We start from the raw sequence: 15,428 nt of genomic DNA, 5'->3' as shown, positions 1-15,428 counted from the left end.
GTCACTGCGCTCCGGCCGGGGTGGCGACCGCCTGGTCAAGCAGCATCTGCTTGAACGCGGGCACGCTCATCCCGGTCTGCTGCGCGCCGACATCCTGCACGTTGAGGCCGAAGATCCCGGCCAGCTTGGCCAGGTAGTAGATGTTGCCGCCCGCCGCGATCATCGCCAGCACGTTGCGCGCCGCCACCGCCGCGCGCTGTTCGGGGGTGAGGCCGAAGCGCTCGCAATAGGCGGCCTCGTCGGCGCGGAACGCCTCGCGGTTTTCGGCGGCGTTGAACGAATAGCACATCGCGTTGAGCGCATAGCCGCGCTGCGCTACCGCTCCGTCGAACAGCGTCGTACCTTCGATCGGCGGGGAAGCGGGCGGGGCATAAGCGGCGCGGGTGGCCATCAGCAGGGGTCCCTCGAAAAAGCGCCGGTCACCCCGTCGCGAAGCCGGTCAAATTGACGGCACGAACCCGCCAGCTGCCTTGATCCAGGTCAAACCGCGACCGACAGGTCGCGCGAATGCACAAATTTATGGCCGATTAGCCACAGCTTATCACCGACGGGCAGTTCCGATTGGCAGCGCCACCTCGCGCGGGCGCAGGAGACGCTGCATGTTGCACACGCTATCCCTGATCGGCTTTGGCGAGGCCGGATCGACTTTCGCCCGCGCGGCGGGGTGGGAACAGGCTGCGCGTGCGTATGACATTGCGGTGTCGCGTCGCCCGGCGATGGACGAGGCTGGCGTGGTCACTTGCGCCGATGCGCGCGAGGCGCTCGCGGACGCGCCGCTGGTGCTGTCGCTGGTCACCGCCGATGCAGCACTGGACGCGGCCGAGCAGGCCGCGTCGATGCTGTCAACCGGTGCGCTGTGGTGCGACATGAACTCGGTCGCGCCCGAGACCAAGCGCGCCGCAGCGCGCGCGGTGGAGGCGGCGGGGGCCTTTTACGTCGATGTCGCGGTGCTGGCCCCGGTGAACCCCGCGCGGATGAACGTGCCGCTGCTGGTTTCGGGATCGTATGCGGAGCGGGCGGCCACGCTGCTTCGCGGCGTCGGCTTTGCCAACGTGCGCGTGGTCGGCAGCGAGGTGGGGCGGGCCTCGGCGATCAAGATGATCCGGTCGGTGATGGTCAAGGGGATCGAGGCGCTGACCGCCGAAATGGTGCTGGCCGCCGAAGCAGCCGGCGTGGCCGATGAAGTGTTCGCTTCGCTCGATGCCAGCGAAAAGGCGCAAGGCTGGGCCGAACGCGCCGCCTACAACATCGAACGCATGACCACGCATGGCCTGCGCCGCGCCGCCGAAATGGAAGAATCCGCCCGCACACTCATCGCCTTGGGTGTCGAGCCGGTGATGACGACGGGCACGGTGATCCGCCAACGCGCGATGGCCGCGAACACACCTGAAAGGAGTAAGGTCGCATGACCGAGCACAGGACTTTGGTCATCGACTGCCACGGCCACTACACCGTGCTGCCAAAGGCGCACGATGAATGGCGCGAGGCGCAGAAGGCCGCGTTCAAGGCGGGCACCGCCGCCCCGCCGTACCCCGACATTTCCGACGACGAGATCCGCGAGACGATCGAGGCCAACCAGCTGCGCCTGCTGAAGGAGCGCGGCGCGGACATGACAATTTTTTCGCCCCGTGCGAGCGCCATGGCGCCGCATGTCGGCGATCAGAGCGTGGCGGTGCCATGGGCGCAAGTGTGCAACGATCTGATCGCACGCGTGGTCGGGCTTTATCCCGAGACATTCGCCGGCGTGTGCATGCTGCCGCAATCGCCCGAGGCGGACATGACCTCGTCGGTGGCGGAGCTGGACCGCTGCGTCACCCAGCTGGGCTTTATCGGCTGCAACCTCAACCCCGATCCCGGCGGCGGCAAGTTCAGCCATCCGCCGCTGACCGACGAATACTGGTTCCCGTTCTACGAGAAAATGTGCGAGCTGGACGTGCCTGCGATGATCCACGTTTCGGGCAGCTGCAACCCGGCGATGCACGCTACCGGCGCCTATTACATCGCGGCCGATACCATCGCGTTCATGCAGCTGATCGAAGGCGACCTGTTCGGACGGTTCCCCAGCTTGCGCTTCATCATCCCGCACGGTGGCGGGGCGGTGCCGTATCACTGGGGACGCTATCGCGGGCTGGCCGATATGCTGAAGAAGCCCGATCTGGCGGGCCACGTGATGAACAACGTCTATTTCGATACGTGCGTCTATCACCAGCCGGGCGTGGATCTTCTGGCGAAAGTGATCGAAAGCAAGAACATCCTGTTCGGCAGCGAAATGGTCGGCGCGGTGCGCGGGATCGATCCGCAGACCGGGCATTATTTCGATGACACCAAGCGTTATGTCGATGCGCTGTCGATCCCCGAGGATCAGCGCCACGCGATCTTCGAGAGCAATGCCCGGCGCGTGTTCCCCCGGCTTGATGCAAAACTGAAGGCGATGGGCAAATGAGCATGATCAGTCACGGGTTCGCGCCCACCACATCGGGCGCGCGTTATGTCCAGCAGCTGGTGAAGCACTGGTCGCACAAGTTTGCCACGACGTATGCCGACGGGCACGGCGAAGTGCCGTTTTCCGATGCCGCCGCCGCCGCGTTCGATGTTCGCGACGATGGCATCGCGATCACGCTGACCACGCCCGGGGCAGAGGACGACGCGCGCATGCGCGGGGTCATCCAGGTCCATCTCGATCGCTTCGCCTTCCGCGAGGCGCCGCTTTCCTACAGCTGGGACGATGCCGCATGAGCACGCCGACCACCGACATCCACGCCTATCTGGCGGAGTTCGAGGATATTCCCGGCACGCGCGTGTTCACCGCCAAGCGCGCACGACAGGGCTATCACCTCAACCAGTTCGCGATGAGCCTGATGAAGGCGGAAAACCGCGAGCGGTTCAAGGCCGACGAGCGCGCCTATCTCGACGAATGGAAGCTGTCCGACGCGCAGAAGGCGGCGCTGCTGGCGCGCGATTACAACACGCTGCTCGATCTGGGCGGCAACGTCTATTTCCTGTCGAAGCTGTTCTCGACCGACGGGCAAAGCTTTGCGCAGGCCGTTTCGACGATGACCGACAAGAATTTCGAGGATTACACCGCGATGATGGTCGCGGGCGGGCGCTCGCCGGAAGGCCAGCGCTCGATCAAGGGGAACTTCTGATGGCCCGGATTACCGCAGGCGTCGGCAGCAGCCACGTGCCGCTGCTGGGCGTCGCCGCCGATACCGGCAAGGACAAGGATGCCTACTTCGGCCCGATCTTTGCCGGGTACGAATGGACCAGGGCGTGGGAAGCCGAACAGAAGCCCGACGTGGTGATCCTGGTCTACAACGACCACGCCTCCGCGTTCGATATGAAGATCATTCCCACGTTCGCGATCGGCTGCGGCGAAAGCTACAAGCCGGCGGACGAAGGCTGGGGCCCGCGCAAGGTGCCTGACGTGGAGGGCCATCCGGACCTTGCGTGGCACATCGCGCAAAGCCTGATCCTCGACGAATTCGACATGACCATCATCAACGAGATGGACGTCGATCACGGCCTGACCGTGCCGCTGACGATGATGTATGGCGCGCCCGCCGCGTGGCCGGTCAAGGTGATCCCGCTGGCGGTCAATGTGGTCACCTACCCGCCGCCGTCGGGCAACCGCTGCTGGGCGCTGGGCGAGGCGATCGCGCGCGCGGTGGCGAGCTATCCCGAAGATCTCAACGTGCAGATCTGGGGCACCGGCGGGATGAGCCACCAGTTGCAGGGCCCGCGCGCCGGGCTGATCAACCAGGAATGGGACAACCGGTTCCTCGATGGCCTGATCGGCGACAGCGATGCGCTGCGGCTGGTGCCGCACATCGAATACTTGCGCGAAACCGGCAGCGAGGGGATCGAGATGGTGATGTGGCTGATCATGCGCGGCGCGCTCGGCAAGGCGACCAGACTGCTCCACCGCCACTACCATGTGCCGTGCAGCAACACCGCCATCGGGCATATCGTGCTGGAGCCGGTAGCATGAGCATCGCGAGTCCCGTCAGGGTAGCATTGGCCGGAGCCGGTGCGTTCGGGGAAAAGCACCTCGATGGCTTGCAGAAGATCGACGGGGTCGAGATCGTCTCGATCATCAGCCGTACCGGCGAACAGGCCGCCGCGGTTGCGGCCAAGTATGGTGCGAAACACAGCTCCACCGAGCTGGAGGACGCGCTGGCGCGTGACGATGTCGATGCGGTGATCCTGTGCACGCCGACGCAGATGCACGCCCAACAGGCGATCGCCTGCATGGACGCGGGCAAGCACGTGCAGGTCGAAATCCCGCTGGCCGACAGCTGGGCCGATGCCGAGGCGGTGGTCGCCAGACAGAAGGCTACGGGCCTCACCTGCATGGTCGGGCATACCCGGCGGTTCAACCCGTCGCACCAGTACGTGCACAACCGGATCGTGGCAGGCGAGCTGAACCTGCAGCAGATGGACGTGCAGACCTATTTCTTCCGCCGCCGCAACATCAACGCCAAGGGCGAGCCGCGCAGCTGGACCGATCACCTGTTGTGGCACCACGCCGCGCACACGGTCGATCTGTTCGCTTACCAGGCGGGCCGGATCGTGGCCGCCAATGCCATCGAAGGGCCGATCCATCCCGAGCTGGGCATCGCGATGGACATGTCGATCCAGCTGAAGAGCGAGCGCGGCGCGATCTGCACGCTGTCGCTGTCGTTCAACAACGACGGGCCGCTGGGCACGTTCTTCCGCTACATCGGCGACACCGCGACCTACATCGCGCGCTACGACGATCTGGTGAACGGCAAGGAAGAGCCGATCGACGTGAGCCAGGTCGCGGTCTCGATGAACGGCATCGAACTGCAGGACCGCGAATTTGTCGCTGCGATCCGCGAAGGGCGCGAGCCGAATTCGTCGGTTGGGCAAGTGCTCGATTGCTATCGCGTGCTGGGCGATCTGGAACAGCAGCTCGAGGCGGCGCGGTAGTATACGATGGGCACACCGATCACCGCGCGGATCGCTTACTCGGGCCGGGCGCTGGCCCGGCCGCGCTATTACGCCAACGCGCACGATCGTGACGAAGTGGATATCACGCCGATGCCGATGCCGATCGGCGATGCGCGCGCGGCAGGCTGCACCATCGATCGCGAGGGGTTCGAGCTGGTCCATCACGCCAGCGCGGTGCGCGATTTTGCCGACAGGGCCGAAGTCGCGGCCATCCACAAGCTGGAGATCGAGGCGCTGGTGCAGGCGCAAACCGGGGCCGATCTTGTGGTGGTGTCCAGCCCCGGCCTGCTGCGGTTCAGCGAGAAATCGGGCAAGGCGGGCACGCTCAACAATTCGATGCCCGCACGGTTCGCGCATATCGATGTCTCGGACCAAACCGCCGCGATGTTCGCTGCGCGGGGGACCGATCGCAAGTTCCTCCGCTATGCCCAGTACAACGTGTGGCGCGCACTGTCCGCGCCGCCGCAGGACGTGCCGCTGGCGCTGTGCGATGCGCGCAGCCTGTCGCCCGCCGACCTGATCGTGGCCGATGCGGTGTTCGATGAACCGGGCAAGCCCGAATGGTCGTTCGAATCCTACGTCGTGGCGCACAACCCGGCGCACCGCTGGCTTTTCTTCCCCAACCTCACCCGCGACGAGGCGATCCTGTTCAAGACCAAGGACAGCGATTCCGAACGCGCGCACCACGTGCCGCATGTGGCGTTCGACTTGCCCGATTGCCCGGCCGATGCCCCGCCGCGCACCAGCATCGAGATGCGCGCCACCGCCTACTGGTGGGCCTGAGCCCGTAGGCCTGAACCTCTTGAACTCTCGCCGGAACGCGCTACACCAACCGTAACAATAGTTAGGATTGGTGAGGATGAGCGGCTTTCCCCAGACCCCCCATTTCACGGGGCTGAACCAGCCTGTCGGCCGCGAGGTCGAACTGCACGGACTGGCGGTGCAGGGCACCCTGCCTGCAGAAGTGCGCGGATCGTTCTACCGCGCCGTCCCCGATCCGCACTATCCGCCCAAGTTCGCCGACGACAATGTGCTGTCGGGCGATGGCATGGTCAGCCGCCTGTCGTTCAATGACGCTGGCACGGCCGACTTCATCCTGCGCTACGTCGAGACCGCGCGGTTCAAGGCCGAGGCGGAAGCGGGCCGGGCGCGGTTCGGGCGCTATCGCAATGCGTTTACCGACGATGCCGACATGGCGGGGGGCGACCGCACCGTCGCCAACACCACGCCGGTGTGGCACGCGGGCAAGCTGCTGATGACCAAGGAAGATGGCCGCGCCTACCGCGTCGATCCACTGTCGCTGGAGACGAAAGGCAGCTACGATTTCGACGGTGCGCTGAAATCGGGCACGATGACCGCGCATGTCCGCATCGATCCGGTCAGCGGCGAGATGTTCTTCTTCGGCTACGAATGCGATGGGCTGGCCTCGACCAAGGTCGCCTTTTGCATCGCCGACCGGAACGGCAAGCTGGTGCGCGAACAGTGGTTCGATGCGCCCTATTGCGCGATGATGCACGACTTCACCATTACCGAGAATTATGCGCTGTTCCCGGTCTATCCGACCACCGCCGATCTCGATCGCCTGAAGGCGGGCGGCGATCACTGGATCCACGAGATGGAGCGCGACAGCTGGCTGGGCGTGATGCCGCGTTACGGCGACGTGGCCGAAATGCGCTGGTTCAAGGGCCCCAAGGGCGTGTCCTGCTACCACATGATGAACGCGCACGAGGATGCCGCCGGTCGCATCGTGTTGGACCAGTGCCTGTCCAACGTGAACGCGTTTCCGTTCATCCAGGCCGCCTCGGGCATCAACATCGCACCGTGGGACATCCAGGGCGCGCTGACCCGCTGGACGGTGGATTATAACGGCACCGCCGATGCGGTGGAGGAAACGGTGATCGGCCCGCCGGGCGATTTTCCGCTGATCCCGGCGGCGCAGCAGGGCCGGCCGAACGAATTCGGCTGGATGCTGACGATGGATCCGCAGATGAAAGGGCCGCCGGTGGCCGGGGGGCCGGTCGGCGCGATGTTCAACATGGTGGTGCGGCTGGAATTCGGCGCCGATGGATCGCAGCCCGGCCAGGTGGTCGATGCGCTGGCGCTGCCGCCGGGCTGGTCGATCAACGAGCCGGTGCATGTGCCTGCCGCCGATCCGGGGCAGCTGGGATGGCTGGTCGCGATCGTCGATCACCAGACCGGCGACAACGCGTTCGATCACTTCGCCTGGGTGATCGATGGCGGCGCGCTGGGCGCCGGGCCGGTCGCAACCGTGGCGATTCCGGCCCGCCTGCGCCCGCAAGTCCACGGTTGGTGGGTTTCGGCGGAGCAGCTTGCGGCGGCAGCGTGACCCGGCCTGGCCACAAGATCGTCATCACCGGCGCGTCAGGCCAGTACGGGCGCGGCGCGACCGACCGGCTGATCGCGCTGGGCCGGGCAAGCGACCTGATCCTGATCACGCGCACGCCCGGCACACTCGCGGATCGCGCCGCGCAGGGCTGCACCGTGCGTTATGGCGATTATGACCGGCCGGAAACGCTGGGCCCTGCGATGGCAGGCGGCGACACGCTGCTGCTGATCAGCGGAACGCGCGTCGGCGCGCGGGTGGCACAGCACCGGGCGGCGATCGACGCGGCGGTGGCGCAAGGCTTGCGCCATATCGTCTACACCAGCTTCGTCGGGATCGACGATCCGGCCAATCCCGCCGAAGTGCGCCACGATCATATCGAGACCGAGCGGCTGATCCATGCCTCCGGCCTCGACTGGACGATGCTGCGCGACGCGCATTATGCCGACGCGATGATCGTGATGGCCGGCCCCGGGGTGATGGCCAGCGGGCAGTGGATCAGCAATGCCGGTGCCGGTCGAGAGGCCATGGTCTGGCGCGACGACTGCATCGACTGCGCGGTCGAGGTGCTGGCGGGCGAGGGGCATGAAGGGCAGGTCTACAACGTCACCGGGCCGGAACTGCAGACATTCGCCGAAGTCACCGCGATCATGGCTGAAGTGACCGGCCGACCGCTGGCCTACATCCCGGTCGATGACGACGCGCAGTACGCGGTGTTCGACGCGATGGGCATCCCGCGCCGCCCGGTGGACAATCAGGACGTCGGCGGCATCCCGTGGAACAGCGACGACATGGTCACGTTCGGCCAGGCGATCCGCGAAGGCTACCTCGCCGTGATCAGCGACGACGTCGAGCGGTTGACCGGCCGCAAGCCGCGCTCGGTGCGCCAGATGATCGTGGACAACGCGGAAATGCTGCGCAGCATAAAGTGCAGCATTTCCGCATCGTGACGCGTCAGAGCGCCTGCTGGTAAAGCGCCAGCATCCGCGCCCACGCGCGCTCGGCCTGCACTTTGTCATAAACCGGCGCGTCGATCGTGCACCACCCGTGCTGGGCGGGATAGACCTCGATTTCAGCTGCGCGCTTCGCCGCATCGGCCGCCGCGCGCAGCACTGTCTTGGCGTCGGGTTGGCGCTCATCGTCGTTTTGCGCGATCGCGATCAGGTATGCCGCCTGTGACTTCGCGATCAGCAGGTGCGGGCTGTCGGGCGTTTCGGTGACCAGGCTCGCGCCGTGGAATGAGGCGACTGCGCCGACGCGCGCCGGGGCCGCTGCGGCAGTGCGGAAGGTATAGGGTCCGCCCATGCAATAGCCGCAGGTGCCGATCTTCTTCGCGGTGTCGACTTCGGCCTGCCGATCGAGCCACGCGACGAACGCCCCGGCATCGCGGGTGATGCCATCGGGCGTGATCGCGGCGATCATCGGCTTGAGCTTGGCCTGCCCGGCATCGGTGCGCCATTCGGCCATGGTGTTGAGGATCGGCGCGGGGGCGGACCGGTAATACTGGTTGACCACCAGCACCGCATAGCCCGCTTCGGCCAGCCGCGTGCCCATGGCGATGTAGGCATCGCGCAAGCCGGCAATGTCGGGCCACATCACCACGGCGGCATGGCGCCCGGCGTTGGTGCCCTTCCGGGGATAGACGAACAACGCATCGGCGGTGCCGTCGGGCGTGGTGATGGTGACCTTGCGCGAGGCGGTCTTGCCGGCGGCGCGGCGCGGGGCGGGCTTGGCCATGCATCCGGGCACCACCGCGAGGGTGGCCGCCGCGGCGCTTGCCCTGCCGAAGTTGCGGCGCGACATCGCGGCACTTTGGCGGGGAGTGCCTTGCAGAAATGCGGTGGCTTCGGTTTCGGTAACGTCATCGCACATGGCGCGCAGCACTCCTCGTTTCCCGTCCGTCACCGTGAGGTTAGCGGTGCGGGCGACGACCGGCTAGGTCAAATCGCCCAGGCCGATCGCCTTGCCCGCCGCCGCCGCGCGATTGGCCTCGCGGCGCAGTCGCTCGATCTCCAGCCGACCGTCGGGCGCCGGCTCATCGGGCAGCGCGGCCAGGCTGTCGCGGTAGATTTCGGCGAAATCGTCGGCGAATTCGGGGTGGGTCAGGATCAGCCCGGCATTGGTGTCCATCCCCGCCATCGTCTTGCGGCCGACTTCGTACGGATCCATGCCCAGCGCAAACGCGGTGCCGAACTGCTCCAGTTCGGCGCGGTCGGGCTCGGCAAAGCCGCTGCCGGCAAAGTCACCGGGCCGCTTGAGTGCGGAATCCCACGCGTTGGTGCGGGTGAGGCCCGGGCACATCAGCGAACAGCCGATGCCGTGCGGCGCCAGATTGTAGCGCAGTGATTCGGTCAAACCGCGCACCGCAAACTTGCTGGCGGTGTAGATGCCTGCCTGCGGACCCGAGAGGTAAGCCGCCATGCTCGCGACGTTGACCACGTGGCGCTTGCCGGTGGCGGCCTTGATCTTGGGCAGGAAGCTGACCAGCCCGTTGACCACCCCGCCAAAATTGACCCCCATGATCCAGTCGTAATCGGCGTAACTCGCCTCGTCGGTCGGGCCGAACACGCTGACTCCGGCGTTGTTGACCAGCACGTGGACCGCGCCGAAATGCGCCTCGACCGCATCGGCGGCGGCGCCAAAGCCGGCGCGATCGGTCACATCCAGCTTCACGAACAGCGGTTCCTCGCGACCATGCTGCGCGAACCACGCCGCAGCATGGTCGCGGTACTGTTCGTTGCGATAGCTGAGCGCCAGCCGCATCCCCGCGTCGCTCAGCGCCTGCGCGATGCCCAGTCCTATGCCTGACACGCCGCCCGTGACGAACGCGACCTGTCCTGCCCAGCTGCCGTCTGATTGTAGTGGCATATCCGATTTTTCCTCTCGCAATCACGCTCCCAATTGTTAGTGTTGCATACAAAGATCGCGCTTGGGAGAGTCGAAATGAGCGATGTCGAAACGCGCCTTGCCGCGCTGGAAAACCGCGTGGGCGAACTGGAGGATGCCAACGCCATCCGACGGCTGCACTGGGCCTATGGCTATTACATCGATTTCAACCGGCCCGACGATGTCGCCGAACTGTTCGCTGAGGATGGCGAGGTGACATTCCTGTCCGGCGTCTATGTCGGGCACGCCGGGATCAGGCGGCTCTACGGCACGTGGTTCAAGAACTTCTTCCTCGCCCCGGGCGAGGACGGACCCGCCTATGGCTTCCTGCTCGACCATTTCCAGATGCAGGACATCATCACCGTCGCGCCCGATCGGCAGACCGCCAAGGGCCGGTTTCGCGGCATGCTGTTCGGCGGCAGCCACGAAAGCCGCACCTTCAAGCCCGAGGGCCTGCCGCTGCAGTTCATGGAAGCGGGCATCTACGAGAACGACTACGTGCGCGAGAACGGCACGTGGAAGATCAAGCGGCTGGACTACATGATGCAGTGGCAGGGCGATTACGAAACCGGCTGGGCCAGGACGGTCGCGCATTTGCAACCGCTGCTGGTGCCGTACCCCGAAAACCCGCTGGGCCCCGATCGCCTGCTGCCCGAGGACAAGCGCCGCCAGACCTGGCCGCACCGGCAGGACGTGCCGATGCATTTCGCCCACCCGAAGTTCGGCGCGGTGCTGGCGGGGGCGGAAAAGTGAGCCTGCTTCCCGACGGCAGCGAGCAGGGGCTACGCGGCCATGCGGAAGAACGGGGCGTGCGCGCCCGCATCGGCATGGCTCCGCCTGCGGGCGAAATCGACCGCGCCGCGCCCTACAAGCGGATCGCCACCGAAGAGGCGTGGACGTTTCCCGCGCTGGTCAAGGCGCAGACCGACTATCTCGCCAGCGGATCGGTCGACGATGCCTCGCTCGGTATGGCGGGCATGTTCGCCGGCATGCCCAGGCTGCAGGCGATGCTGCAGGATCTGGACGCAACGCGGCTGGCGCACATGGACGAGTACGGCATCGACCGGCAGCTGCTGCTGCTGACCGCGCCGGGCGTGCAGGTGGTGCGGCCGGGTGAGGGCACCGCGCTGGCGCGCGAGGCCAACGACATCGCCGCCGACGCCTGCCACCGCCATCCCGACCGGTTCTCCGCGCTCGCCGCGTTCGATCCGCGCGACGTGGCCGGATCGGTGCGCGAGATCGGGCGCGCGATGGGCGAGCTGAAGCTCAATGGGGCGGTGCTCAACTCGCACTTCCAAGGGCATTATCTCGATGAGGCGGCGTACTGGCCGATTCTCGAGGCGCTGGAGGCGCACGATGCCGCGCTGTATATTCACCCGACCGCGCCGTTCAACGCGCCGCACTATCAGGCACGCGGTTTCTACGGCGCGCTCGCAGGTTTTCCGCACGATGTGTGGGTGCACACGATGGGGCTGATCTTTTCGGGGGCGTTCGATCGCTTTCCCAAGCTGCGGCTGGTGATCGGCCATCTTGGCGAGGGCATGCCGACGCAGATCTACCGGTTCGACTGGATGCAGTACAATGCCGATGGCGTGGCGGGCCTGCGCGGCGGGCAGCCGGCGGTCACGCTCAAACACCCCGTCAGCCATTATTTCCGCAACAACATCTGGATCACCACCAGCGGCGTGGCGTGGGAGCCTGCGATCAAATTCTGCATGGAGCAGATGGGCGCCGACCGCGTGCTTTATGCGATGGACTATCCCTATCAGCAAAGTTCCGACGAAGTCGCGGTGTACGACCGGATGGACCTGAGCGCCGAACACAAGGCGATGCTGATGCACCGCAATGCCGAGCATGTGTTCCGCCTGCCGCGTGCTTAGTTCCTGTTTCAGCGGGCCGGTGCCGCCTCCAAGCAAGTGGAGAAGGCGCTTGCCGCTACCCGTGCAGCTGCACTTCGGCGTGGTGCTCATGCATCCAGTCGGCCATCCGCGACAGGATCGATTGCGCGGCACGGCGGAAGGTGGCGCGATCGCGCGCGTTCAGTCCGCCGAGCAAGCCATCGGCCACGGTCTTCATCGGGGCCATCGTGCGCAGGAACGCGGCGCGGCCTTCCGCGCTCAGCCGCACCGGCTTGCGCCGCCGGTTGCTGCGGTCGATCCCCGGTTCGACCCAGCCGCGCTGGATCAGGCCGGAAATCGCGCGGCTGACGTTCATCGGCGGCACGCCCATGATCTCCGAAAGATCGTGCCCCGCCAGCTCGCCCTCTCCGCCCAGCGCGAGCAGAATCTTGAGTTCGGTCGGCGACATTTCCAGCGGGTCGGCCACGATGTCGCGCATCGGGCCGTTGATCAGGCTCGCCAGCTTGAGCAGGTCGACCAGCACCGCAGTCGCGGCATCCGCCTCTATCGCCGAGATAATCGGGGCGACTGCAGGGGGAATCTCCGGGTGCGGCGTGCTCATCGGGCGTCTCTATCCCCCGCACACGCGCCGGGGGCAAGGGGCGCTGTGCGAATGTGCCATTTCCGCATCACCCCGCGCAGACATGCCGCAGAGTTGTTGCTGCAGCACAGAGGCTCTTGCCTTCGCGAAAATTGTATGTCTTACTAACAATAGTGCTACCGTTTGGTAACGTAACGGGTCCTCAAGAGGCCCTAGCAGGAGAGGGGATTATGGCAAACGCCACTCGAATTTCATCGCATGGACGCTTGGCCGTTGTGGTCGGGGCATCTGCGCTCGCCATGGGTCTGGCGATGCCGGCTTTTGCTCAGGACGCCAAGGCGCCGCAGGCCAGCGATGCGCCGGCCAAGCAGAATGAAGAAATCGTCGTAACCGCGCAGTTCCGCGAGCAGAAGCTGCAGGATACGCCGCTGGCGATCACCGCCGTGACCAGCGCGATGCTCGATTCGCGCAGCCAGACCAACATTTCCGAAGTCGCCAACCAGGCGCCCAGCGTGGTGCTGCGGCCGCAGGGCGCATCGTTCGGGCCGTCGCTCACCGCGACGATTCGCGGACTTGGCCAGGCCGACTTCAACCCCGCCTACGAACCCGGCGTCGGCCTTTATATCGACGACGTCTATTATCCGCGGCTGACCGGCGCCAACTTCGACCTGCTCGATGTCGAGCGTGTGGAAATCCTGCGCGGTCCGCAAGGCACGATCACCGGGCGCAACTCCGAAGGCGGCGCGATCAAGTTCATCTCGCGCCGTCCCAATGGCACCGATGGCGGATACCTGCAGGCGACGTACGGCAGCCGCAACCGCATCCAGATGCGCGGCAGCGCCGATTTCACGCTGGCGCCATCGCTCTATGCACGCGTTTCGGGCACGTTCTCGCACCAGGAAGGCTTCGTCGATCGCATCGACTATGGCTGCGCGAACCCGGGCAGCGGCATCGCCAGCACCCGCGCCGGCGGCGATTGCGTGGTCGGCAAGGATGGCTCGGTCGGCTACCAGGCGATCCGCGCCATGCTGCGCTACAACCCGGACGATCGCGTCGATATCCTGCTCAGCGGCGATTACGTGAACGATTCGCGCACCAATCCGCCCGAAGTGCTGATCTACGCCAACCTCAACAACGCCAACACCAACCCGGCGCCGGGCGTGCCGTACGACAGCCGCTTCATCTGCGGGCAGTTCTGCAACTATGCCACCACCGGCCAGCCAGCCGGTACGTGGAAGGGCCCCGTCGCGGCGGGTTTCCCGCTGGTCGGCACGCAAGGGGAAAACCAGTCGACCTACAAGGGCTACGGCCTTTCGGGCAACATCGACCTCAAGCTGAGCGACAGTCTCAAGCTGACCTCGATCACGGCCTATCGCAACTGGAAGACGCGGTTCAATTCGGACGACGATCTGTCGCCCGCCAACATCGGCTTTGGTGAAAACCGCCTGACGCACTGGTTCTGGAGCCAGGAACTGCGCCTCAACGCCAAGATCGGCGACATCGCCGAAGCGACCGTGGGCGGGTTCTATTCGGACGAGAAGACCACCTACTTCACGTTCCAGGACATCCGCTACGCGCCGATCCCGCTGCAGTTCATCGGCAACGATCCGGTGCGCAGCAAGTCCAAGGCGGTGTTCGGCACGGTGATCGTGCACCCCGCCCCGGCACTGACGCTGACCGGCGGCATCCGCTATACGGATGAATCGAAGAGCTACACGTTCTTCCGCAAGGGGCCGGACGGCGTCACGCCCAACGTCTTCCTTGGCGCGTTGGACAATGTCACCGGCCGGTACTCGGGCAACAAGGTCGATTATCGCGGTTCGGTCGATTACCGCTTCTCGCCCGAATTGCTGGTCTATGCGACCGTCGCCACCGGGTTCAAGGGCGGCGGCATCGGTCCGCGTCCGTTCAACCCGGCGCAGGCCCAGCCGTTCAATCCCGAAAAGGTCACCAGCTACGAAATCGGGTTCAAGAGCGACCTGTTCGACAAGCGCGTGCGCTTCAACGTCTCGGGCTTCTACAACAAGTTCAAGGACGCCCAGCTGACTCTGCTGTCGTGCCCGCAGTTCGGTGGCCCCGGTCCCTGCGCATTGCCGCAGAACGCCGGCAACGCCGACATCAAGGGCTTCGAGGCCGAACTCGCCGCCACACCGGTCGAGGGCCTGCAGATCGATGGTTCGCTGAGCTACGTGAAGTGGAACTGGAAGTGCGTCGCGATCCAGGTGGTGCGCCCGCTGGCGGCGGGTGAAACCAACGCCTGCTCGTCCGATCCGGCCGTCGTCGGCTTGCTCAATCCGCAACCGCCGATCAAGTGGCAGTGGAGCGCGGGCATCCAGTACGAGATCCCGATGGGTACGAGCGGTGACACGCTGACCCCGCGTTTCGACGCGGCCTACCAGGGCGCCCTGCTGGGCAGCACCACGGTCAACGCCAACCCGGTGATCGCCGCGCTGGACAAGATCCCTGGCCGCACGATCGCCAATGCCCGCCTGACCTACAAGAACGTGTCGCATGCCTTCGACATCTCGGTCGAAGTCACCAACCTGTTCGATCACTACTACTACCAGACCAACTTCGATCTGACCGGCGCCGGCGCCGGGCTGATCAAGGCCCAGCCGGGCCGTCCGCGCGAATGGGCGATCACGGTCAAGAAGAAATTCTGAGCCGATATCGACACATCCGCGTTATCGTCCTGAAGGCACGAAAAACGGAAAGGGGCGGCCGGCAACGGTCGCCCCTTTTTCATGCGCGAGCAGGGGCGATGCCTGGTTGCGTAAACGCTAACATT

At 65.6% G+C, this 15,428-nt stretch carries 16 protein-coding genes; 12 read left to right on the top strand and 4 right to left on the bottom strand.

The window, feature by feature from the left end:
- Position 1: 1 nt before the first annotated feature.
- Entirely contained in the window at positions 2 to 391 is a 390-nt protein-coding gene (locus tag NL2_RS10955; RefSeq protein WP_068074813.1) for a protocatechuate 4,5-dioxygenase subunit alpha, read from the bottom strand.
- Between the two features lie 208 nt (positions 392 to 599).
- Between NL2_RS10955 and NL2_RS10950 the strand changes: the two genes are divergently transcribed.
- From NL2_RS10950 to NL2_RS10910, 9 genes are all read left to right on the top strand, one after another.
- Complete coding sequence (locus NL2_RS10950; RefSeq protein WP_068074810.1) at positions 600 to 1,409, top strand: NAD(P)-dependent oxidoreductase; 810 nt, start codon at positions 600 to 602, stop codon at positions 1,407 to 1,409.
- Entirely contained in the window at positions 1,406 to 2,443 is a 1,038-nt protein-coding gene (locus NL2_RS10945) for an amidohydrolase family protein (protein ID WP_068074808.1), read from the top strand. The genes NL2_RS10950 and NL2_RS10945 overlap by 4 nt, the downstream gene beginning before the upstream one ends.
- Positions 2,440 to 2,736, top strand: coding sequence for a DUF2218 domain-containing protein (locus NL2_RS10940; protein WP_068074805.1), 297 nt, complete (start codon positions 2,440 to 2,442; stop codon positions 2,734 to 2,736). The genes NL2_RS10945 and NL2_RS10940 overlap by 4 nt, the downstream gene beginning before the upstream one ends.
- Positions 2,733 to 3,146 carry a protocatechuate 4,5-dioxygenase subunit alpha gene (gene ligA / locus NL2_RS10935; protein WP_068074802.1) on the top strand — a complete coding sequence of 138 codons (414 nt, stop codon included), beginning with the start codon at positions 2,733 to 2,735 and terminating at the stop codon, positions 3,144 to 3,146. Before NL2_RS10940 ends, ligA begins: the two co-directional genes overlap by 4 nt.
- Positions 3,146 to 3,988 (top strand): class III extradiol dioxygenase subunit beta, encoded by an 843-nt coding sequence (locus tag NL2_RS10930; protein WP_068074800.1) that lies wholly within the window; start codon positions 3,146 to 3,148, stop codon positions 3,986 to 3,988. The genes ligA and NL2_RS10930 overlap by 1 nt, the downstream gene beginning before the upstream one ends.
- Positions 3,985 to 4,950 (top strand): Gfo/Idh/MocA family oxidoreductase, encoded by a 966-nt coding sequence (locus NL2_RS10925; RefSeq protein WP_068074797.1) that lies wholly within the window; start codon positions 3,985 to 3,987, stop codon positions 4,948 to 4,950. The genes NL2_RS10930 and NL2_RS10925 overlap by 4 nt, the downstream gene beginning before the upstream one ends.
- A 6-nt stretch (positions 4,951 to 4,956) precedes the next feature.
- On the top strand, positions 4,957 to 5,754 hold the full coding sequence (locus NL2_RS10920) for a CmcJ/NvfI family oxidoreductase (protein ID WP_068074794.1): 798 nt from the start codon (positions 4,957 to 4,959) through the stop codon (positions 5,752 to 5,754).
- A gap of 76 nt (positions 5,755 to 5,830) precedes the next feature.
- Positions 5,831 to 7,318 carry a lignostilbene-alpha,beta-dioxygenase NOV2 gene (nov2, locus tag NL2_RS10915; protein ID WP_068074791.1) on the top strand — a complete coding sequence of 496 codons (1,488 nt, stop codon included), beginning with the start codon at positions 5,831 to 5,833 and terminating at the stop codon, positions 7,316 to 7,318.
- Positions 7,315 to 8,265, top strand: a complete 951-nt coding sequence (locus NL2_RS10910; RefSeq protein WP_068074974.1) for an SDR family oxidoreductase — start codon at positions 7,315 to 7,317, stop codon at positions 8,263 to 8,265. The genes nov2 and NL2_RS10910 overlap by 4 nt, the downstream gene beginning before the upstream one ends.
- A gap of 4 nt (positions 8,266 to 8,269) precedes the next feature.
- On the opposite strand, the gene NL2_RS10905 is transcribed toward NL2_RS10910, so the two are convergent.
- Both NL2_RS10905 and NL2_RS10900 read right to left on the bottom strand, forming a co-directional pair.
- Positions 8,270 to 9,187: a dienelactone hydrolase family protein gene (locus NL2_RS10905; protein ID WP_068074971.1), complete on the bottom strand. Its 918-nt coding sequence runs from the start codon at positions 9,185 to 9,187 to the stop codon at positions 8,270 to 8,272.
- Positions 9,188 to 9,250: 63 nt separating this feature from the next.
- Positions 9,251 to 10,183, bottom strand: coding sequence for an SDR family NAD(P)-dependent oxidoreductase (locus NL2_RS10900; protein WP_068074788.1), 933 nt, complete (start codon positions 10,181 to 10,183; stop codon positions 9,251 to 9,253).
- A gap of 75 nt (positions 10,184 to 10,258) precedes the next feature.
- Here NL2_RS10900 and NL2_RS10895 point away from each other — a divergent pair, with 75 nt between their 5' ends.
- Together NL2_RS10895 and NL2_RS10890 are read left to right on the top strand one after the other, a co-directional pair.
- A complete protein-coding gene (locus NL2_RS10895) occupies positions 10,259 to 10,954 on the top strand; it encodes a nuclear transport factor 2 family protein (RefSeq protein WP_068074785.1) in 696 nt (231 codons plus the stop codon).
- Positions 10,951 to 12,081, top strand: coding sequence for an amidohydrolase family protein (locus NL2_RS10890; protein WP_068074782.1), 1,131 nt, complete (start codon positions 10,951 to 10,953; stop codon positions 12,079 to 12,081). The genes NL2_RS10895 and NL2_RS10890 overlap by 4 nt, the downstream gene beginning before the upstream one ends.
- A gap of 55 nt (positions 12,082 to 12,136) precedes the next feature.
- Here the strand turns inward: NL2_RS10890 and NL2_RS10885 are convergent, their stop codons facing one another.
- On the bottom strand, positions 12,137 to 12,661 hold the full coding sequence (locus NL2_RS10885; protein WP_068074779.1) for a MarR family winged helix-turn-helix transcriptional regulator: 525 nt from the start codon (positions 12,659 to 12,661) through the stop codon (positions 12,137 to 12,139).
- 290 nt (positions 12,662 to 12,951) lie between these two features.
- Between NL2_RS10885 and NL2_RS10880 the strand changes: the two genes are divergently transcribed.
- Positions 12,952 to 15,303: a TonB-dependent receptor gene (locus tag NL2_RS10880; RefSeq protein WP_245647655.1), complete on the top strand. Its 2,352-nt coding sequence runs from the start codon at positions 12,952 to 12,954 to the stop codon at positions 15,301 to 15,303.
- Positions 15,304 to 15,428 lie beyond the last annotated feature (125 nt).

The sequence above is a fragment of the Novosphingobium lentum NBRC 107847 genome (genome assembly GCF_001590965.1).
GTDB classification, from domain to species: Bacteria; Pseudomonadota; Alphaproteobacteria; order Sphingomonadales; family Sphingomonadaceae; genus Novosphingobium; species Novosphingobium lentum.
The sequence above is the reverse complement of the archived record's forward strand: the minus strand, read 5'-3'. Positions and strand labels throughout refer to the sequence as shown.

Excerpts from the sequence above, each read along its gene's own strand:
- NL2_RS10955 (WP_068074813.1), bottom strand. The coding sequence starts at position 391 with ATGGCCACCCGCGCCGCTTATGCCCCGCCCGCTTCCCCGCCGATCGAA.
- NL2_RS10950 (WP_068074810.1), top strand. The coding sequence starts at position 600 with ATGTTGCACACGCTATCCCTGATCGGCTTTGGCGAGGCCGGATCGACT.
- NL2_RS10945 (WP_068074808.1), top strand. The coding sequence starts at position 1,406 with ATGACCGAGCACAGGACTTTGGTCATCGACTGCCACGGCCACTACACC.
- NL2_RS10940 (WP_068074805.1), top strand. The coding sequence starts at position 2,440 with ATGAGCATGATCAGTCACGGGTTCGCGCCCACCACATCGGGCGCGCGT.
- ligA (WP_068074802.1), top strand. The coding sequence starts at position 2,733 with ATGAGCACGCCGACCACCGACATCCACGCCTATCTGGCGGAGTTCGAG.
- NL2_RS10930 (WP_068074800.1), top strand. The coding sequence starts at position 3,146 with ATGGCCCGGATTACCGCAGGCGTCGGCAGCAGCCACGTGCCGCTGCTG.
- NL2_RS10925 (WP_068074797.1), top strand. The coding sequence starts at position 3,985 with ATGAGCATCGCGAGTCCCGTCAGGGTAGCATTGGCCGGAGCCGGTGCG.
- NL2_RS10920 (WP_068074794.1), top strand. The coding sequence starts at position 4,957 with ATGGGCACACCGATCACCGCGCGGATCGCTTACTCGGGCCGGGCGCTG.
- nov2 (WP_068074791.1), top strand. The coding sequence starts at position 5,831 with ATGAGCGGCTTTCCCCAGACCCCCCATTTCACGGGGCTGAACCAGCCT.
- NL2_RS10905 (WP_068074971.1), bottom strand. The coding sequence starts at position 9,187 with ATGTGCGATGACGTTACCGAAACCGAAGCCACCGCATTTCTGCAAGGC.
- NL2_RS10900 (WP_068074788.1), bottom strand. The coding sequence starts at position 10,183 with ATGCCACTACAATCAGACGGCAGCTGGGCAGGACAGGTCGCGTTCGTC.
- NL2_RS10895 (WP_068074785.1), top strand. The coding sequence starts at position 10,259 with ATGAGCGATGTCGAAACGCGCCTTGCCGCGCTGGAAAACCGCGTGGGC.
- NL2_RS10885 (WP_068074779.1), bottom strand. The coding sequence starts at position 12,661 with ATGAGCACGCCGCACCCGGAGATTCCCCCTGCAGTCGCCCCGATTATC.
- NL2_RS10880 (WP_245647655.1), top strand. The coding sequence starts at position 12,952 with ATGCCGGCTTTTGCTCAGGACGCCAAGGCGCCGCAGGCCAGCGATGCG.